This window comes from Pseudomonas sp. G5(2012) (assembly GCF_000408945.1).
GTDB classification, from domain to species: domain Bacteria; phylum Pseudomonadota; class Gammaproteobacteria; order Pseudomonadales; family Pseudomonadaceae; genus Aquipseudomonas; species Aquipseudomonas umsongensis.
On record NZ_APIO01000012.1, the window covers coordinates 1 to 18,392 of the forward strand.

16 protein-coding genes are annotated in these 18,392 nt (G+C 61.0%); 5 read left to right on the forward strand and 11 right to left on the reverse strand.

Annotated features, from left to right (window positions below):
* Positions 1-104: 104 nt before the first annotated feature.
* Genes pqqC through PG5_RS05095 form a run of 4 tightly spaced genes read left to right on the forward strand, consistent with a single transcriptional unit; the run spans position 105 to position 4,065 of the window.
* A complete protein-coding gene (pqqC, locus tag PG5_RS05080) occupies positions 105-857 on the forward strand; it encodes a pyrroloquinoline-quinone synthase PqqC (RefSeq protein ID WP_020796018.1) in 753 nt (250 codons plus the stop codon).
* Positions 854-1,129: a pyrroloquinoline quinone biosynthesis peptide chaperone PqqD gene (pqqD, locus tag PG5_RS05085; protein ID WP_020796019.1), complete on the forward strand. Its 276-nt coding sequence runs from the start codon at positions 854-856 to the stop codon at positions 1,127-1,129. The genes pqqC and pqqD overlap by 4 nt, the downstream gene beginning before the upstream one ends.
* Entirely contained in the window at positions 1,101-2,273 is a 1,173-nt protein-coding gene (pqqE, locus tag PG5_RS05090) for a pyrroloquinoline quinone biosynthesis protein PqqE (protein ID WP_020796020.1), read from the forward strand. The genes pqqD and pqqE overlap by 29 nt, the downstream gene beginning before the upstream one ends.
* Positions 2,239-4,065: a S9 family peptidase gene (locus tag PG5_RS05095; protein WP_020796021.1), complete on the forward strand. Its 1,827-nt coding sequence runs from the start codon at positions 2,239-2,241 to the stop codon at positions 4,063-4,065. The genes pqqE and PG5_RS05095 overlap by 35 nt, the downstream gene beginning before the upstream one ends.
* Before the next feature lie 24 nt (positions 4,066-4,089).
* On the opposite strand, the gene PG5_RS33215 is transcribed toward PG5_RS05095, so the two are convergent.
* Entirely contained in the window at positions 4,090-4,248 is a 159-nt protein-coding gene (locus PG5_RS33215) for a YqaE/Pmp3 family membrane protein (protein WP_003228885.1), read from the reverse strand.
* Positions 4,249-4,465: 217 nt separating this feature from the next.
* A complete protein-coding gene (locus PG5_RS05105) occupies positions 4,466-5,749 on the reverse strand; it encodes an aspartate aminotransferase family protein (protein WP_020796022.1) in 1,284 nt (427 codons plus the stop codon).
* Positions 5,750-5,918: 169 nt separating this feature from the next.
* Between PG5_RS05105 and PG5_RS05110 the strand changes: the two genes are divergently transcribed.
* Positions 5,919-6,848 (forward strand): LysR family transcriptional regulator, encoded by a 930-nt coding sequence (locus tag PG5_RS05110; RefSeq protein WP_020796023.1) that lies wholly within the window; start codon positions 5,919-5,921, stop codon positions 6,846-6,848.
* A 227-nt stretch (positions 6,849-7,075) separates the two neighbouring features.
* On the opposite strand, the gene PG5_RS05115 is transcribed toward PG5_RS05110, so the two are convergent.
* From PG5_RS05115 to bioF, 9 genes are all read right to left on the reverse strand, one after another.
* A complete protein-coding gene (locus tag PG5_RS05115) occupies positions 7,076-8,854 on the reverse strand; it encodes an acyl-CoA dehydrogenase C-terminal domain-containing protein (RefSeq protein ID WP_020796024.1) in 1,779 nt (592 codons plus the stop codon).
* Positions 8,855-9,119: 265 nt separating this feature from the next.
* The gene (locus PG5_RS05120) at positions 9,120-10,916 is read right to left on the reverse strand and encodes an acyl-CoA dehydrogenase C-terminal domain-containing protein (RefSeq protein ID WP_020796025.1); all 1,797 of its coding nucleotides are present in this window, start codon (positions 10,914-10,916) and stop codon (positions 9,120-9,122) included.
* 87 nt (positions 10,917-11,003) lie between these two features.
* Entirely contained in the window at positions 11,004-12,296 is a 1,293-nt protein-coding gene (locus tag PG5_RS05125; RefSeq protein WP_042955245.1) for a GGDEF domain-containing protein, read from the reverse strand.
* Between the two features lie 239 nt (positions 12,297-12,535).
* Positions 12,536-14,341, reverse strand: coding sequence for a phenylacyl-CoA dehydrogenase (locus tag PG5_RS05130; RefSeq protein WP_020796028.1), 1,806 nt, complete (start codon positions 14,339-14,341; stop codon positions 12,536-12,538).
* Between the two features lie 252 nt (positions 14,342-14,593).
* The gene (locus PG5_RS05135) at positions 14,594-14,890 is read right to left on the reverse strand and encodes a hypothetical protein (protein ID WP_020796029.1); all 297 of its coding nucleotides are present in this window, start codon (positions 14,888-14,890) and stop codon (positions 14,594-14,596) included.
* A 107-nt stretch (positions 14,891-14,997) separates the two neighbouring features.
* Positions 14,998-15,678, reverse strand: coding sequence for a dethiobiotin synthase (gene bioD, locus PG5_RS05140; RefSeq protein ID WP_020796030.1), 681 nt, complete (start codon positions 15,676-15,678; stop codon positions 14,998-15,000).
* Complete coding sequence (gene bioC, locus PG5_RS05145; protein ID WP_020796031.1) at positions 15,675-16,487, reverse strand: malonyl-ACP O-methyltransferase BioC; 813 nt, start codon at positions 16,485-16,487, stop codon at positions 15,675-15,677. The genes bioD and bioC overlap by 4 nt, the downstream gene beginning before the upstream one ends.
* Complete coding sequence (locus tag PG5_RS05150; RefSeq protein ID WP_020796032.1) at positions 16,480-17,211, reverse strand: alpha/beta fold hydrolase; 732 nt, start codon at positions 17,209-17,211, stop codon at positions 16,480-16,482. Before PG5_RS05150 ends, bioC begins: the two co-directional genes overlap by 8 nt.
* Positions 17,204-18,382, reverse strand: coding sequence for an 8-amino-7-oxononanoate synthase (gene bioF / locus PG5_RS05155; RefSeq protein ID WP_033043280.1), 1,179 nt, complete (start codon positions 18,380-18,382; stop codon positions 17,204-17,206). The genes PG5_RS05150 and bioF overlap by 8 nt, the downstream gene beginning before the upstream one ends.
* Between the last annotated feature and the right edge of the window lie 10 nt (positions 18,383-18,392).

The window sequence follows — 18,392 nt, forward strand, 5'->3', positions numbered from 1 at the left end:
GCTCGCTCCCACAGGGGGAAGGCGATCTACTGTGGGAGCGAGCCTGCTCGCGAAGAGGCCGGTAATAACGCCTCATTTCTACGGCTGTTCGTTGGAGAACCGCAATGACCGACACCCCCATGTCCCCCGCCGAATTCGAAGCCGCCCTGCGCGCCAAGGGCGCCTACTACCACATCCACCACCCCTACCACGTGGCGATGTACGAAGGCCGGGCCACCCGCGAGCAGATCCAGGGCTGGGTCGCCAACCGCTTTTACTATCAGGTGAACATCCCCCTGAAGGACGCGGCCATCCTGGCCAATTGCCCGGACCGCGAGGTCCGTCGCGAATGGATTCAACGCCTGCTCGACCATGACGGCGCCCCCGGCGAAGACGGCGGTATCGAAGCCTGGCTGCGCCTGGGCCAGGCCGTCGGTCTCGACCCGGACCAATTGCGCTCCCAGGAACTGGTGCTGCCCGGCGTGCGTTTTGCTGTCGACGCCTACGTCAACTTCGCTCGCCGCGCCCGTTGGCAGGAAGCGGCCAGCAGCTCGCTGACCGAGCTGTTCGCCCCGCAGATCCACCAATCGCGCCTGGACAGCTGGCCGCAGCACTACCCGTGGATCGACCCCACCGGCTACGCGTATTTCCGCACGCGCCTGGGCCAGGCGCGGCGCGATGTCGAGCACGGCCTGGCCATCACCCTCGAGCACTACACGACCCGGGAAGGCCAGGAACGCATGCTGGAAATTCTCCAGTTCAAACTGGACATTCTTTGGAGCATGCTCGATGCCATGAGCATGGCCTATGAGTTGAACCGCCCGCCCTACCATACGGTGACGAGTGAACGGGTCTGGCACAAAGGAATCACCCTATGAGTTTCGATCGCAGCAAGACCCCGACCTGGCGTCCTGGCTACCGTTTCCAGTACGAACCGGCACAGAAAGGCCACGTGCTGCTGTACCCGGAAGGCATGATTAAACTCAATGAAAGCGCGGCGCTGATCGGCGGCTTGATCGATGGCGAGCGCAATGTCGCGGCGATCATCAATGAGCTCGACCAGCAGTTCCCCGGCGTGCCCGAGCTCGGTGATGACATCGAGCAATTCATGGAGGTTGCCCGTGCACAGCACTGGATCGAACTTGCCTGATTCATCCAGGCAAGTGCCGCCCAAGCCCGAGATCGGCCTGCCCCTTTGGTTGCTGGCCGAGCTGACTTATCGCTGCCCGCTGCAATGCCCGTACTGCTCCAATCCGCTGGATTTTGCCGAACAAGGCCAGGAGCTCAGTACCGAGCAGTGGATCAAGGTGTTCCGCGAGGCACGCGAGATGGGCGCGGCGCAGCTGGGCTTTTCCGGTGGTGAGCCGTTGGTGCGCCAGGACCTCGCCGAGCTGATTGGCGAAGCGCGCCAGCTGGGGTTCTACACCAACCTGATCACCTCCGGCATCGGCCTGACCGAGCAGAAAATCAGCGATTTCAAAAAGGCCGGTCTCGATCACATCCAGATCAGTTTCCAGGCCAGCGACGAGCAGGTGAACAACCTGCTGGCGGGCTCGAAAAAAGCCTTCGCGCAAAAGCTGGAAATGGCCCGCGCCGTGAAAGCCCATGGCTACCCGATGGTGCTGAACTTCGTCACCCATCGGCACAACATCGACAAGATCGACCGCATCATCGAGCTGTGCATTGCCCTGGAGGCCGACTTCGTCGAACTCGCCACCTGCCAGTTCTACGGCTGGGCGCAACTCAACCGGGCGGGGCTGCTGCCGACCCGGGAACAGCTTGTTCGTGCGGAGCGCATCACCAACGAATACCGCGCCAAACTGGAAGCCGAAGGGCATCCCTGCAAGTTGATTTTCGTCACCCCGGACTACTACGAAGAACGCCCGAAAGCCTGCATGAACGGCTGGGGCAGTATCTTCCTGACGGTCACACCGGACGGCACCGCCCTGCCCTGTCATGGCGCCCGACAGCTGCCGGTGCAGTTTCCCAACGTGCGCGAGCACAGCATGCAGCACATCTGGTACGACTCGTTCGGCTTCAACCGCTTTCGCGGTTACGACTGGATGCCGGAGCCATGCCGCTCCTGCGACGAGAAAGAAAAGGACTTCGGCGGCTGTCGCTGCCAGGCCTTCATGCTCACGGGGGATGCGCGCAACGCCGACCCGGTGTGCAGCAAGTCGCCTCATCACGGCGTGATCCTCAAGGCCCGCGAAGAGGCCGAGCACGCGACCCAGACCATTGAACAACTGGCCTTTCGCAATGAACGAAACTCACGCCTCATCGCCAAAAGCTGAACCCTTCAGCGCCGCCAACGCCGTCGCGGCCGGCATCGATTTTGCCGAGCTGCAGGTCGGCGCCCATGGTTTGTTCTGGAACGAATACCGCCCGGAGGATGCCGCGTGTCGGATCTGGCACTGGCGTGATGGTGTGGCCAGTTGCCTGACGCCACCCCCGTTCAGTGTGCGCAGTCGAGTGTATGAATATGGCGGTGGCGCGTTTTGCCTGACCGACGACGGCGTGGTGTTCGTCAATGAGGCGGATCAGCAGCTTTATCGCCAATCACTGCAAGGCGAGACGCCAGAGGTGCTGACCTCAGGTGTGTGTCGATATGGTGATCTGCAGTTCGCCAATGGCCAGGTACTGGCGGTAGAGGAAAACCGCAATGTACACCGCCTGGTGGCGATCGACCTGGTGGATGGCGCGCGGCATTTGTTGGCCGAAGGCGCGGACTTTTACGCCGCACCGACCTTGAGTCCCGATGCGCAACGACTGGCCTGGATTGAGTGGAGTCGCCCGGATCAACCCTGGACCGCGACCCGTTTGATGGTCGCCCGACGCCAGGCCGATGGCGGCTTCGCTGCCCCTTGCTGCGTGGCCGGCGACCAGGCGCAGGAATCGCTGCAACAACCTCGTTTCGATGCTGACAGTCGCTTGTTCTGCCTGACCGATCGCGGTGGTTTCTGGCAGCCCTGGATGGAATCGGCCGATGGCCTGACACCATTGCCCAGCACCGCCGCCGACCACGGCCCGGCACCCTGGCAACTGGGTGGTTGTACCTGGTTACCGCTAAGCGAAGGTACTTATCTGGCCAGCTGGACGGAAGGCGGTTTTGGCCGATTGGGGCTTTGCGGTACTTCGTGCAAAGACTTTACCGGCGATTACAGCCGCTTCCGCCATCTTGCCGTGGATGATCATTTCATCTACTGCATTGCTGCGTCCCCCGTCAGCTCAGCGGCGGTGATCGCCATCGATCGCCAGACCCACCAAGTGAAAGTCCTCGCCGGCGGTATTGCACCGCTGCCCGCCGAACAAATCAGTCGCCCGCAAACGCTGCACTACCCAAGCGGTTCGGGTGAAGCCTACGGTTTCTTCTACCCGGCGATGAACGGCGATGCCCAGCCGCCATTGGTGGTGTTCATCCATGGCGGCCCAACCTCGGCGTGCTACCCGATGCTCGATCCGCGCATCCAGTACTGGGCGCAACGAGGTTTTGCCGTGGCCGATCTCAACTATCGCGGCAGCAGCGGATACGGCCGGGACTATCGCCAGGCCCTGCATTTGCGCTGGGGCGAAGTCGATGTCGAAGACGCTTGCGCGGTGGTCAGCCATCTCGCCGAACGTGGCTTGATCGATGGCCAGCGAGCTTTCATTCGCGGTGGCAGCGCCGGTGGATATACGGCGCTGTGCGCGTTGGCGTTCCACCAGGTGTTTCGTGCCGGTGCCAGTCTTTATGGGGTCAGCGACCCTGTGGCGCTGGGCCGGGCGACGCACAAATTCGAGGGTGACTACCTGGACTGGCTGATCGGTGACCCACAACAGGATGCCGAACGCTACGCCGCACGCACGCCGTTATTGCATGCCAGCAACATTCGCGTGCCGGTGATCTTCTTTCAAGGTGAGCTGGATGCCGTGGTAGTACCTCAGCAAACCCGCGACATGGTCGAGGCCCTGCAGAACAACGGTATCCTGGTCGAAGCCCATTACTACGCGGACGAACGTCACGGTTTTCGCAAAGCCGGCAACCAGGCGCATGCGCTGGAGCAGGAATGGTTGTTCTATCGGCGGGTGATGGCGCTCACAAATTGAGAGCGCCACACAGGGAGAAACGCCTCACCGCTTGGCGATGATGTACACCGCATGCACGATCCCGGGAATGTAACCGCACAGCGTCAGCAGAATATTCAGCCAGAACGCTCCACCGAACCCCACTTGCAGAAATACACCCAGTGGTGGCAACAGAATGGCGATGATGATGCGGATAAAGTCCATGGACATAGCTCCTGATTGAAGTGGGCTCACGCGAGCCCATACCCTATCGACCTGTACCGTTGGTCAGGGTTCAGCCCGACTGTTCAGGCCAATGTACCCAGGCCATGTTTCTGAACGATGCAACCGCCATAAAAAAACGCCCCACGCCAAAAGAATCAGGCGTGGGGCGTGCGTTATACCGCGAGACGGTTCGGGAATTCGTGCAGGAAGCGTCCGCTCAGACGGCAATCCCTTTACGGCATTGCAGCTGTGCGGTGCGTACGCGGGAGAAGGCACGGGCCAGGCGCAGCAGCATTTCATCGATATTGGACTTGCTGACCGTCAGCGCCGGGGTAAATCGCAGGCAATCGGCTCGCGGCGCGTCGAGCAGCAGCCCTTCGTACAACGCGGCCTTGACCACGGCGTCTGCCGAGTCGTCGGAAAGCGTCAACCCCCAGAGCAACCCTTGCCCGCGTAATTCGCCGTGTCCGTAACGATGGGACAAACGCTGCAGGCCTTCGCGCAGGTGCTGCGCCATTTCCCCGACATGCTCGAGAAAGCCTTTGTCCTGCACGCTATCGAGCACCGCCAGGCCGGCTGCGGTCAGCAGTGCGTTGCCATGATGGGTACCGCTCATTTCGCCGGTTTCCAGGCAGCAGGCCTTGCCCCGCGCCAGCAGCGCCGCCACCGGTACGCCACCGCCAAGCCCTTTGCCGAGCACGACGATATCGGCACGCACACCGAAGGACTGTTCAGCCAGCAGGCTGCCACAGCGACCGACACCGGTTTGCACCTCGTCGAAGATCAGCAGGATGCCCAACTCGCGACACAGGCGCTCGACCCCCTTGAGGTAATGTGCGGTAGCCGCAATCACCCCAGCTACACTTTGGATCGGCTCGAGCATGATCGCCACGGTCCGTTCATCCACCGCCGCATTCAGCGCCGCAAGATCATTGAAGGGGACGCGACTGAACCCCGGAAGCTGCGGCTCGAAGCGGTTGACCAGGGTCGAACTGTCCGACGCCGAAATCGTCCCCAGGCTACGACCATGGCAAGCCTGATTGGCCACGATAATCCGCGAAGCCCCGCCGCGATGCCGTTGACCCCATTTGCGCGCCAGCTTGATCGCCGCCTCACAGGCCTCGCTGCCGCTGTTGAGCAGGTACGCCTGGTCGCTGCCGGTGATGGCACACAGGCGCTCGGCGAGCTTGAGCATGCCGCGGTTATGCAGGGCGAAACCGGGATTGATCAACGCTTGCGCCTGCGCAGTAATGGCGCTGACCAGTGCCTTGGGGCTGTGACCAAGGCTATTGGCACCGCTGCCCTGGGAGAAATCCAGATACGCACGGTCATCGCTGTCCCACAACCAGGAACCCTGGCCGCGGGCAAAAACCTGTTGGGGTCGATCGACACTGGGCATCAGGTACTCGCTGCAAAGATTGTCTGCGTTGGGGGCAGAGGAACTGTCCTCCAGCAAATCGTCGAGACTGGGCGCATGTCGGCGCAGGCTGAACAGATTCATAGGTGCAACCCTCGCAGAAGGTTTTTTGCGTTACCTATGCAAACGTCATCGAAGCGAAGGGAGTTCATCGCGTTCCGGGGCCCTGTAAGCCGTGTGAATAGGGTTAGACTAGGCTCACCCAAGGCGATGAGCTATTTCGATTTCCCAGCATTTTCGATAAGAATTACTTATGGATTTCAAGCAACTGCGTTATTTCGTCGCGGTCTACGAAGAGGGCCATGTGGGCCGGGCTGCCGAGCGCCTGTCCATTTCACAGCCGGCGCTGTCTCAACAGATCCGCCACCTTGAACAAACCCTGGATGTGAGCCTGTTCGAACGCAGCAGCAAACGCCTATTGCCGACCCTTGCGGCCCATACGCTCTACAACCATGCCCTGCCCTTGCTCGATGGCCTGCAACGGGCACGTGAAGCACTGGGCAACTTCAAGGGGCATGCGCTGCGCACCCTGGCCATTGGCGTACTGCAAACCGTGCACACCAGCCTGGTGCCACAAATGCTCGAGCGGGTGCGCAAGGCGCAACCTCATCTGGTGGTGCAGATCTATGAACTGACGGGACTGGAAATCGAGCGACGCCTGCTCAATGGTTCGCTGGACATCGGCATCGGCTACTTGCCGCCTCGTCAGCCGGGTCTGCACGGAGTGCTGTTGTACGAAGACGAACTGACGCTGGTCATCCCGGCAGACCATCCATTGCGCGAATTCAAGAAAGTCTCCATGAGCCAGGCTGCCGAATTGCCGATGTTGCTGCTGGGCGAAGAGTTTCAGATACGGCAGATCTGGCAGGCGCAAATGGCCAGCCTGGGACGGCGTCCGCAAGTGCAGGCCGAGCTGAACAACATGGCCGGCATACTCGACAGCCTGCCGCACACGCGACTGGCGACGGTGCTGCCTGGACGCTCGCAGAAGACCCACGGCAACCAGCAATTGTTGTGGAAACCCCTGAGCGAGCCGCGGGTGCCGCTGAAAGTCGGGTTGGTCTGTCGCGATGTGCAACGGCAACAGGCATCGCTGGCCTTGCTGCGCACATTGCTGGAAGAGGTGATCAATCGGCCGGATGAACGCTTGAACAGCCCGCCGGCACTGGATGGCCTGAGCTGAACACTTTTCTCGAGGCAAAAGAAAACCCCGCCGAAGCGGGGCTTTGCAGACTGTTTCCCTGACATCCATTTCACTCCGCCGTCCTGGCAGAATCCTACGTGTCCGTGTTGTTGCTTTGCGCTTCCTGCGCTACGTCCATAAGCAGTAGATTAGCTGTGGATCCAATTTACGACTATGGGAGAACAGCAGCACGTCATGTAAGAGAATGCTTACATCAGGTTACAAACTCAGAATTGCCCGGCCTCCAACAGGAACAGCGATTCGCTACCGGCCTTCACCGACGCGTTCAGCGAGTGAATACGCGGTAGCAAACGGGCGAAATAGAAGCGCGCGGTGCCCAGCTTGCTGGCGTAGAAATCGTCCTGCGTTTCCTTGCCGAGAGCCGCCTTGGCCATCAAGGCCCACATGTAGGCATAGGCTACGTAGCCAAATACTTGCAGGTACTCGACCGACGCCGCGCCGATTTCATTCGGGTTGTTTTTCGCCCGGTCCAGCAGCCATGCCGTCAGCTCGTCGAGCGTCGTCACCGCATCGTTGAGCGGCTTGGTGAACTCCGCCAGGTCAGCACTGGCCGTTGCGGTGAAGTGACGAATCTCGTCGGCAAACAGATTGTAGAACGCCCCGCCGCTGCCGACGATCTTGCGTCCCACCAGGTCCAGCGCCTGGATACCGTTGGTGCCTTCGTAGATCTGGGTGATGCGCACGTCGCGCACCAATTGCTCCTGGCCCCACTCACGGATGTAACCGTGGCCGCCGAATACCTGCTGGCCGTGAACCGTGGTTTCCAGGCCCAGATCGGTGAGGAACGCCTTGGCCACCGGGGTCAGCAAGGCCACCAGGTCTTCCGCGCGCTTGCGGGTGGTGGCGTCTTCGCTGAACTTGGCGGTGTCCAATTGCATGGCGACGTAGGTCGAGAAAGCGCGGCCACCTTCGTTCGCGGCTTTCATGGTCAGCAACATGCGACGCACGTCCGGGTGGACGATGATCGGGTCAGCGACTTTGTCTTTGTTCTGCGCGCCGGTTGGCGAACGGCTCTGCAGACGATCACGAGCGTACTCGACAGCGTTCTGGTAGGAGCGCTCGCCGGTGGCCAGGCCCTGGATGCCGACGCCCAGGCGCTCGTAGTTCATCATGGTGAACATTGCCGCCAAGCCCTTGTTCGGCTCGCCGACCAGGTAACCCACGGCTTCATCGAAGTTCATCACGCAGGTCGCAGAGGCCTGGATGCCCATCTTGTGTTCGATCGAGCCGCAGTTGGCCGGGTTGCGCGCACCCAGGCTGCCGTCGGCATTGACCATGAACTTGGGCACCAGGAACAGCGAAATCCCTTTAGGTCCAGCCGGCGCATCGGGCAGTTTGGCCAGCACCAGGTGGATGATGTTTTCGGTCAGGTCGTGTTCGCCGCCGGTGATGAAGATCTTGGTGCCGCTGACCTTGTAGGAACCGTCGGCCTGAGGCTCGGCCTTGGTGCGGATGATCCCCAGGTCGGTGCCGGCGTGCGGTTCGGTCAGGCACATGGAACCGGCCCAGACGCCGGCGTACATGTTCGGCAGGTAGGCGGCCTTCAGTTCTTCACTGGCGTGGGCGTTGATCGACAGGCAAGCGCCGGCGGTCAGCATCGGGTACAGACCGAACGACAGGCTGGCCGAGTTGACCATTTCCTCGACCTGGGCCGAAACGGCCTTGGGCATGCCCATGCCGCCGTAGGCCGGATCTCCACCAACACCGACCCAACCACCTTCAGCGTAGGTTTGGTAAGCCTGTGGGAAACCCGCCGGCGTGGTGACAGCACCGTCCGCCCAGTGACAACCTTCCTCGTCAGCCGCACGGCTCAGGGGCGCAACGCTTTTACTGGTGACCTTGCCGGCTTCTTCGAGAATGGCTTCGACCGTTTCAGCATCAATGGAATCGGCCAATGCTGGCAGCTCGGCCCAGAGGTTGGCGACCTCGAACACCTCATTGAGGACGAAGCGCATATCGCGCAGGGGCGCTTTGTAGTCAGCCATGGCAAACCTCGCAAATCTAAACAGATGGCTCGTAGGAAAGATGCTTTTCTTTGGGTCCGAGTGTAACCCAACAACTTTTGCGACACATAGGGTCAGCACATGACTGTTTTGTAATTTTTAGTCATCGGTGAAATGTAGAGGGGAAACGCAAGAATTGTAGGAGCGAGCCTGCTCGCGATAAACCTGAGGACGCCTCGGGGCACCTGGCTTCCAACGTTATCGTTAACGACCATCGCGAGCATGCTCGCTCCTACAGAAAAGCCCATCAGAGCGCAAACAACTCCGCCGGTAACTGCATCAGGCAATCACTCCCCGCTTCGATCGCCGCCCGATGAGCGTCGGTACGCGGCAACAGGCGCTTGAAGTAAAACTCACTGGTCGCCAGTTTGGCCCGGCAGAAATCCGCGTCGCCGCTGCCAGCATCGAGCTGCGCCTGCGCCACCAACGCCATACGCAACCACAAGTAGCCGAGGATGATGTAACCGCTGTACATCAGGTAATCCACCGATGCGGCGCCGACTTCATCCGGGTTTTTCATCGCCGCCATGCCGACCTTGGTCGTCAACTCGCCCCATTGCTGATTCAGCGCATCGAGCTGCGCCACATAGTTGCCCAACTGTGGATGCGCGACGTTGGCCGCGCAAAACTTGTGGACGATTTTAGTGAAGCCGCGCAACAGCTTGCCCTGGCTGCCGAGCACTTTGCGCCCGAGCAGGTCCAACGCCTGGATGCCATTGGTGCCCTCATAGATCGGCGCGATCCGGCAGTCGCGAACCAGCTGTTCCATACCCCATTCACGAATGAATCCGTGGCCGCCGAATACCTGCATGCCATGGTTGGTCACTTCCAGCCCGGTTTCAGTCATGAAGGCTTTGCAGATCGGCGTCAGGAAGGCCAGCAGGTCTTCGGCATCCTGGCGTGCCGTTGCATCCGAGCTCCGGTGCGCCACGTCGAGCAACTGCGCAGTGAAATAAGTCAGTGCCCGATTGCCTTCGTTGAAGGCTTTCATGGTCAGCAACATCCGACGTACATCCGGATGCACGATGATAGGGTCGGCAGCTTTATCCGGGGCTTTCGGGCCTGTCAATGCGCGCATCTGCAAACGGTCGTTGGCGTACTGGATCGCGCCCTGGAAACTCGCTTCGCCCAGGCACAAACCCTGCATGCCCGTGCCCAGCCGCGCGTGGTTCATCATGGTGAACATACAGTTGAGGCCCTTGTTCGCTTCCCCGATCAAAAAGCCCTTGGCCCCGTCGAAATTCAGCACGCAGGTGGCCGAGGCCTTGATCCCCATCTTGTGCTCGATGGCGCCGCAGGAAACCCCATTGCGCTCGCCCGCTTCGCCCTCGGTATCGGGCAGGAACTTGGGCACGATAAACAGCGAAATACCCTTGGTCCCGGCCGGCGCCTCCGGCAGTTTCGCCAGTACCAGGTGAATGATGTTGGCGCTCATGTCGTGCTCGCCGGCGGAGATGAAAATCTTGCTGCCGGTGATCGTATAACTGCCGTCGGCTGCAGGCACGGCACGGGTCTTGATGATGCCCAGGTCGGTGCCGCAATGGGCTTCGGTCAGGCACATGGTGCCGGTCCATTGGCCGGCGGTGAGTTTGCTCAGGTAGGTTTGTTTCTGTTCTTCAGTGCCATGGGCGTGGATCGCCGACATGGCGCCGTGGGTCAGGCCTGGGTACATGCCCCACGACGTGTTGCTCGAACCCACCATCTCGCTGATGACCAGCCCCAGCGAGCCGGGCAGACCCTGACCGCCATACGCCGGATCAGCCGCCAGGCCATGCCAGCCACCTTCGACGTATTGGGCGAAAGCCCGCTTGAAACCTGCAGGCGTCGTGACCACACCGTTGTCGAAATGGCAGCCCTCTTCGTCGCCGCTACGGTTGAGAGGCGACAGCACGTTTTCACAAAACCTGGCACCCTCTTCGAGGATCGCACTGACCATGTCCGGACTGGCCTCGGTGGCGCCGAGCGCTGCGTAGTTGCTGTGGAAATCGAAGACGTGGTCAATCAGGAAGCGCATGTCGCGCAGGGGAGCCTTGTAGGCGGGCATGGTCGTTTCTCCGGCAGTAGATGACTCAAACCTACTGCCGCCGCCCCGCCCTTCACAATGACAGTCCAGACGCTGAATGCGCCGTCATCACTCAACCGCAGCAGCGTCCATGCGCACGGCGCCACGGCGGTTCTGACCGAACGCCATCACGCAGTTGCGTCCGGCGCCCTTGGCGCTGTAAAGCGCCTGGTCGGCGGACTTGAGCACTTTCTCGGGCGTGCGTTGTTCCACCCGTTCGGCAACGCCGATGCTGACAGTCACCGACACACTCGAGGCACTGGCGCCGGCGCGACGCTGGCGGCCCTGATTGTCATCCTGTGGACGGCTGTCCTGATTGCGCAGATGAATGTTGTAGGTGGCAATGGATTCGCGAATGACCTCCAGGTGCGGCATGCATTCTTCGAGGGTCTTGCCGGCAAACACCAGGGCGAACTCCTCTCCACCATAACGATAGGCCTTACCGCCTCCGCCGATTTTCGACAGTTTGCTGGCGACCAGTCGCAGCACCTGGTCACCGACGTCATGGCCGTGGGTGTCATTGAATTTCTTGAAGTGGTCGACGTCACTCATGGCCAACACATAGTTGCGCCCCAGGCGCTGCATGCGCTCATTCAACGCGCGGCGCCCGGGCAGGCCGGTGAGTTCGTCACGGAAGGCCATTTGATAGGCCTCATGAGCAACGGCGGCCGCGATCATCAGCATCACCTGGCTGCACATGATGTTCAGGGTGAAGGGCAGGATGAAGGTTTTCGGCAACATCCAGAACAGCCCGAGCAACCCCACCAGCTGTGCCGCATGCAGCGGTCTTGGGTGACGCCAGTACTGGTAGGCCAGCAGCGCGAACGATGCGATGAACACGGGATAGGACAGCTGGATCAGGCTCATCCAGGCGCCGTGCAAGGCAGGCCAGCGTATCTGCGACAGCCACACCAGCAACGCCTGTGGGTAACTTTGTTCCAGTGCCAATGCAACGCTACCGACGGCCAGTAAAACGGCGAAACGGGCGACCATGTCCTGGAACAGATGTGTACGCTCCTGCCACGCGGCGAATACGCCGAACAGCAATGGCAATAGCAGGCAACACAAATGAAAGACCACGGCGGCGTCGTCTCGCACCTTGCCGTTGTCACGGTAGTAATCGGTCTGGGTGTCGAGCAGGAAGTAGGCGATGTACACCGTGACCATCAGAAACAGCTCGCGCTGGCGTCGGTAAACCGCACAGTAGGCACCGCCGAGCAACAACACCAAGGTTGGAAGCACCTGGAACAACGACGTGAAGAACACGTTCAGGTCCTTGATGTAGGCAGCCGCGAGCCCCGCCAGTAACAGCACTGACGACGGCAAAAAATGACCCACACGGACAGCGGATGAACGCGGCAAAGGTAAAGCTCCGACCCGTCATTTCGATTGATGGCAATGTGCCAACAACTGTAACGGCATCAATCTCGACTTGCTGAGTCAATTACCAAGAAATTTTTAAGACAGCGTCTGCGGCCTGCCGGGTGGTGCAGCGTTGCATCGCGAGCAGGCTCGCTCCTACAAAGAGCATCAACCAACAGGCAAAAAAAAAACCGCTGCCCCGAAGGAGCAGCGGTTTTCTTGAAGTACCGCGTTAAGGCTTAGTAGCCCAGCGCGAAGTCCTCTTCCTTCATGTCCATCAGGTTGTTGGCGCCCGACAGCATGGTTGCAACGTGAGTGCGGGTGCGCGGCAGGATACGCTGGAAGTAGAAGCGCGCCGTCTGCAGCTTGGCGGTGTAGAACGCCTCGTCAGAAGTGCCGGCAGCCAGTTTCTCGGCGGCCAGGCGTGCCATGTCAGCCCAGAAGTAGGCCAGGCAGGCGTAACCCGAGTACATCAGGTAGTCCACCGAGGCCGCGCCGACTTCTTCGCGGTCTTTCATGGCAGCCATACCGACCTTCATGGTCAGCTCGCCCCATTCCTTGTTCAATGCAGCCAGCGGTGTGACGAACTCTTTGACAGCTTCGTTGCCTTCGTTGGTCTGGCAGAACTTGTGCACGATCTTGGTGAAGCCCTTGAGGGCCTCGCCTTGAGTCATCAGCACTTTACGGCCCAGCAGGTCGAGTGCCTGGATGCCGGTGGTGCCTTCGTACAGCATCGAAATACGGCTGTCGCGAACGTTCTGCTCCATGCCCCACTCGGCGATGAAGCCATGGCCACCGTAGATTTGCACGCCGTGGTTAGCCGATTCGAAACCGACTTCGGTCATGAAGGCCTTGGCGATCGGAGTCATGAACGCCAGCAGCGCATCGGCCTTCTTCTTCTCTTCCTCGTCCACGCCGTACTTGACGATGTCGACTTGCTTGGCGGTGAAGTAGACCATCGCACGGTTGCCTTCGGCGAATGCCTTCATGGTCAACAGCATGCGACGTACATCCGGGTGCACGATGATCGGGTCAGCGGCTTTTTCCGGCGCTTTCGGGCCAGTCAGCGAGCGCATTTGCAGACGATCACGAGCGTATTTCAGGCCACCCTGGAAACCGATTTCGGCGTGGGCCAGGCCTTGCAGCGCGGTACCCAGACGTGCGGTGTTCATGAAGGTGAACATGCAGTTCAGGCCTTTGTTCGCCGGGCCGATCAGGAAACCGGTGGCCGCGTCGAAGTTCATCACGCAGGTGGCGTTACCGTGGATGCCCATCTTGTGTTCCAGGGAGCCACAGGACACGGCGTTACGCGCACCGATCGAACCATCGGCGTTTGGCAGGAACTTTGGCACGATGAACAGCGAAATGCCTTTGGTGCCAGCCGGCGCATCGGGCAGGCGGGCCAGCACGATGTGCACGATGTTGTCGGCCATGTCGTGTTCACCGGCCGAGATGAAGATCTTGGTGCCGGAGACTTTGTAGGAACCGTCGGCCTGAGGTTCAGCCTTGGTGCGCAACATGCCCAGGTCGGTGCCGCAGTGCGGTTCGGTCAGGCACATGGTGCCGGTCCATTCACCGGAAACCAGCTTGGTCAGGTATGCCTCTTGTTGCTCAGGCGTGCCGTGCTCGGAAATGGTGTTCATCGCGCCGTGGGACAGGCCCGGGTACATGCCCCACGACCAGTTGGCTTCGCCAACCATTTCGCTGACTGCCAGGCCCAGAGACTCCGGCAGGCCTTGGCCACCGTGCTCAACGTCGTGGGCCAGGCTTGGCCAGCCGCCTTCGACGAATTGCTTGTAGGCCTCTTTGAAGCCAGTCGGGGTCTTAACGCCGGACTCGCTCCAGGTGCAGCCTTCGGTGTCGCCCACGCGGTTCAGCGGAGCCAGTACCTGCTCACAAAACTTGGCGCCTTCTTCGAGAATGGCGTCAACCATGTCCGGAGTTGCGTCTGCACAAGCCGGAAGGCTCTGATAGTGCGCTTCGTAGCCGAGCAGTTCGTCACGAACGAAGCGAATATCACGCAAGGGGGCCTTGTAGTCAGGCATAGCGATAAACCTCTGCTGATGTAACCGGGAATGAGCGACCGTTGTCGAAACGATCAAACAGTTGTTTGAAACATACGTTTACGCCCAAATCTTGTCAAGCACCGATCTTTTGCCATTCGTCATCCAACCAATAAACAGCGCGCACGCGAGCCTGACGCTATTGCACGAGCAGCGCGCAGCGCGAGAAAAGAAGATGGGTACAGGAACTCACGCTGAAAGCGTACCGCCAGACGGTGCGCTTTCAGCGTGAGTTCAGGCGTAGGTGTCGATCAAGGTGCCGAGCATTTCATCGGAAGCCTTGGCGACTTTGGCGCCCAACTCCACCTGAAACCGGCCTTCGGCCATTTCGATTTCATGGCTCACGAGGTCCGACTGCCGACTACGGTCGACCGAACGCAGGCGATCGACCTGAGCCTCGGAGGACTGGCTGCTCACCGAACGCTCGATCGTCGCGTTGGCGATTTTTCCGGCGGCTTGATCAATACGGTCTTGCCCCGCCTGAACAGTGCTCAGGCCGGCATAGAAAGCGGTATTTCCCGAGATTTCCATGGAAGTGCTCGTCCTTGCAAAGAGTCATCAGTGTTCATTGAAGCAGACATACCGAGAAATCGCCCGTCAAAAACACTAATGGCACAGTGCCGCACCATAGCCAACATCTAGTCCAGGAGGTCGAGTTGCAGGTGCTCCGCGACTGCTTCGGCCGTGACCACCTTGAGCTTCGGCACCCGCCCCAGGCAGGGCGCTGGCAAGCGTTCGGCGAGGGTCGCCAGATTTTCTTCAAGGCGCGAAGTCTTCGGATCTATGATGTTCGCCACCCATCCCGCCAGCTGCAAACCGTCCCGGGCAATCGCTTCGGCCGTCAGCAACGCGTGGTTGATGCAGCCCAAGCGTACGCCGACCACCAGGATGACCGGCAGACCCAGCGCCATCGCCAGGTCCGACAGGTTGTCCTGGTCGGCCAATGGCACGCGCCAGCCTCCAGCCCCCTCGACCAGGGTGAAGTCGGCCTGCATGTCGAGTATGTGCTGCATCGGAGTCAGCAGCGATTGCACGGTTAACGCGATGCCGGCCTCACGCGCGGCCAGGTGCGGCGCAATCGCCGGCTCCAGCGCCACCGGATTGACCTGGGTGTAGGTCAAGGGCAGCGAACACTCCGCCAGTAACGCCAGCGCGTCAGCATTGCGCAGCCCCTTGGGCGTCACCGAACAACCAGAGGCCACCGGCTTGCCTGCTGCCGTGCTTAACCCGGCTGATCGCGCGGCATACAACAGACCGGCGGCGATCGTGGTTTTCCCGACATCGGTGTCCGTACCGGTGATGAAATACGCGGAGCTCATAAGGGTTTCTCCAAAACGGCGTACACCACTTGATAAGTCGCCGGCAGGCCTTGGGCCTGACGAAACTGCTCGTAAGCCTCGACCAGGCCGAGAATCCGCGCCCGACCGGTCAAGCCGCCCGGACGCCCAGGGTTGAGGTTGTGCGCCCCCAAGGCCTTGAGCTCATGGGTCAGGCTGCGCACGTCCGGGTAATGCAGCACATGTGCCTGGTTTTCCAGGCTGATTGCGCGCAAGCCGCTGGCCGCACACAGCTGTTGATAAACGTTGAACTCGCGGAAGCGGTTGACGTGCACCATGCCATCCACCTGACGCCAGCTGTCACGCAACTCGAACAACGTGCCTACACAGAGACTAGCAAATGCAAAGACACCGCCCGGCTTGAGCACCCGATGCGCTTCGCTGAGCACCGACGCGAAGTCCGCGCACCACTGCACGGCCAGGCTGGAGAAAATCAGGTCGCACGTCGCATCGCGCAATGGCATCCGCTCGGCGTCGCCGGCGATGAAGTGCGCGGCGCCGCCCAACGGTCGGGCGTGATTGAGCATGCCTTCGGCGATGTCCAGCGCCACGCCCTGGCCGTCGGGAAACCGCTCGCCCAGCGCACGACTGAAATAGCCGGTGCCGCACCCGAGATCGAGCCAGCGCCGGGGTACGAACGCCTGCGGTAAACGGTGCAACAACTGGCCACCGACATCACGTTGCAACTCGGCCACGCTGTCGTAGCTTGCCGCGGCACGGGAAAACGACGCGGCTACCTGGCGCTTGTCGGGCAAACCACCGGGCAACTTGGGAAAGGATAAATCAGTCATCGCCGCACTCATGCAAAAAGGCCTGGATCGCCCCCGCGACACCGTGGGGATTTTCCAGGAGAAACGCGTGGCCGGCCTGTTCGATCAGACCGATTTCGACATCGGGTAGCAACGCCAGCAAGGCCTCGGCGGCTTCGGCCGGCACCAGCCCGTCGAGGCCGGCAAACAGATGCAATTGCGGACCGCGGAATGTCTGCAGGGCTTGGCGAGTGTCCATCTGCGCGAGCAATTCCAGGCCACTCAATAGCACTGCCGCCGTTGAGTGCGGCGCCCCTGCGAGCAACAGGCGAGACAAGCCGCGCGGGTCTTCGGCACCTTGGGCGCAGAGCAATGAAAAACGCTTCAAGGTCATGCGCGGATCGGCAGCGCAGCCTGCCAGAAAGGCATCGAACGTTTCGCCAGGCATTGCGTTTGGCCATTGGTCGTGGCTGACAAAAGAAGGATTGCTCGCCAAGGTCAGCAGACCACAGCAACGGTCGCCACGGCGCGCCGCCAACTCGGACGCGAGCATGCCACCCAGTGACCAGCCGCCGAGCCAGGCGTCCTGCGGCACGCTGGCGTCGAGTTCATCGAGCCAATGTTCAAGATTGCTCGAATCCAGCTCGGGCAGCGGCTCGATTTCGACCCGCATGTGTTCGTCCAGGCCCTGCAGGGCAGCGCCCAATGGTTGCAGCGGCGAAATTCCGAGGCCCCAACCGGGCAACAGAATCAATCGATCACGCATGGCCAGGCTCCGCTCCCAGTCGTTGATAACAATCGGCCAGTCCCTCCAACAATAGCTGCACTTGCGCCTCGCTATGGGCGGCAGTCAGGGTTACGCGCAGTCGGGCACTGCCGGCCGGCACGGTTGGCGGACGGATCGCACTCACCATCAAGCCGCGTTCGCGCAGCATCTGCGACAAGCGCACCGCGCGCCCGGCGTCACCAATCATGATCGGCTGGATCGGCGTGAAACTGTCCATCAGCTCCAGGCCGATTTGCTCGGCGCCCTGCCGGAACTGGCGGATCAGCGTCTGCAAATGCTCGCGGCGCCAATGCTCGCTGCGCAGCAGTTCCAGGCTTTTGAGGGTCGCACAGGCCAGGGCCGGTGGTTGGCTGGTGGTGTAAATGTAGGGGCGAGCGAACTGGATCAGGCTCTCGATCAACTCTTCGCTGCCGGCTACGAAAGCCCCCGCCGTTCCGAACGCCTTGCCGAGCGTGCCGACCAGTACCGGCACGTCGTCCTGGCTCAGGCCGAAATGTTCGACGCTCCCGCCGCCATTGGCGCCCAGCGGGCCGAAACCGTGCGCATCATCGACCATCAGCCATGCACCTTTGGCCTTGGCTTCTCGCGCCAGCGCTGGCAGATCGGCGATGTCACCGTCCATGCTGAAGACGCCGTCAGTCACGACCAGCGTATTGCCGGTGGCTTTCTCAAGACGATTGGCCAGACTCGCCGCATCGTTGTGCAAGTAGCGATTGAAACGTGCCCCTGACAAGAGGCCCGCATCGAGCAACGAAGCATGGTTGAGCCGGTCTTCGAGCACCGTATCGCCCTGCCCCACCAACGCCGTGACCGCCCCGAGATTGGCCATGTAGCCCGTGGTGAACAGCAGGGCGCGCGGACGACCGGTGAGGTCGGCCAAGGCTTCTTCCAAGGCATGATGCGGGCCGCTGTGGCCGATGACCAGATGCGACGCCCCACCCCCCACGCCCCACTTGGCAGCCCCTGCGCGCCAGGCTTCGATCACTTGGGGGTGACTGGCCAGGCCCAGGTAGTCGTTGTTGCAGAACGCCAGCAATGGCTGACCGTCGACCACCACTTGCGGCCCTTGCGGGCTTTCGAGCAACGGACGTTGGCGGTAGAGGTTTTCGGCACGACGGGCAGCCAGGCGTGCGGCGAGATCGAAAGACATGCAGGCCTCG

Bases quoted from the DNA above. Each gene is read 5' to 3' on its own strand.
- PG5_RS05120 (WP_020796025.1), bottom strand. From the start codon at position 10,916: ATGCCCGCCTACAAGGCTCCCCTGCGCGACATGCGCTTCCTGATTGAC.
- pqqD (WP_020796019.1), top strand. From the start codon at position 854: ATGAGTTTCGATCGCAGCAAGACCCCGACCTGGCGTCCTGGCTACCGT.
- bioD (WP_020796030.1), bottom strand. From the start codon at position 15,678: ATGAGCTCCGCGTATTTCATCACCGGTACGGACACCGATGTCGGGAAA.
- PG5_RS05110 (WP_020796023.1), top strand. From the start codon at position 5,919: ATGGATTTCAAGCAACTGCGTTATTTCGTCGCGGTCTACGAAGAGGGC.
- PG5_RS05105 (WP_020796022.1), bottom strand. From the start codon at position 5,749: ATGAATCTGTTCAGCCTGCGCCGACATGCGCCCAGTCTCGACGATTTG.
- bioF (WP_033043280.1), bottom strand. From the start codon at position 18,382: ATGTCTTTCGATCTCGCCGCACGCCTGGCTGCCCGTCGTGCCGAAAAC.
- PG5_RS05135 (WP_020796029.1), bottom strand. From the start codon at position 14,890: ATGGAAATCTCGGGAAATACCGCTTTCTATGCCGGCCTGAGCACTGTT.
- PG5_RS05115 (WP_020796024.1), bottom strand. From the start codon at position 8,854: ATGGCTGACTACAAAGCGCCCCTGCGCGATATGCGCTTCGTCCTCAAT.
- PG5_RS33215 (WP_003228885.1), bottom strand. From the start codon at position 4,248: ATGGACTTTATCCGCATCATCATCGCCATTCTGTTGCCACCACTGGGT.
- PG5_RS05150 (WP_020796032.1), bottom strand. From the start codon at position 17,211: ATGCGTGATCGATTGATTCTGTTGCCCGGTTGGGGCCTCGGAATTTCG.
- bioC (WP_020796031.1), bottom strand. From the start codon at position 16,487: ATGACTGATTTATCCTTTCCCAAGTTGCCCGGTGGTTTGCCCGACAAG.
- PG5_RS05130 (WP_020796028.1), bottom strand. From the start codon at position 14,341: ATGCCTGACTACAAGGCCCCCTTGCGTGATATTCGCTTCGTTCGTGAC.
- PG5_RS05095 (WP_020796021.1), top strand. From the start codon at position 2,239: ATGAACGAAACTCACGCCTCATCGCCAAAAGCTGAACCCTTCAGCGCC.
- pqqC (WP_020796018.1), top strand. From the start codon at position 105: ATGACCGACACCCCCATGTCCCCCGCCGAATTCGAAGCCGCCCTGCGC.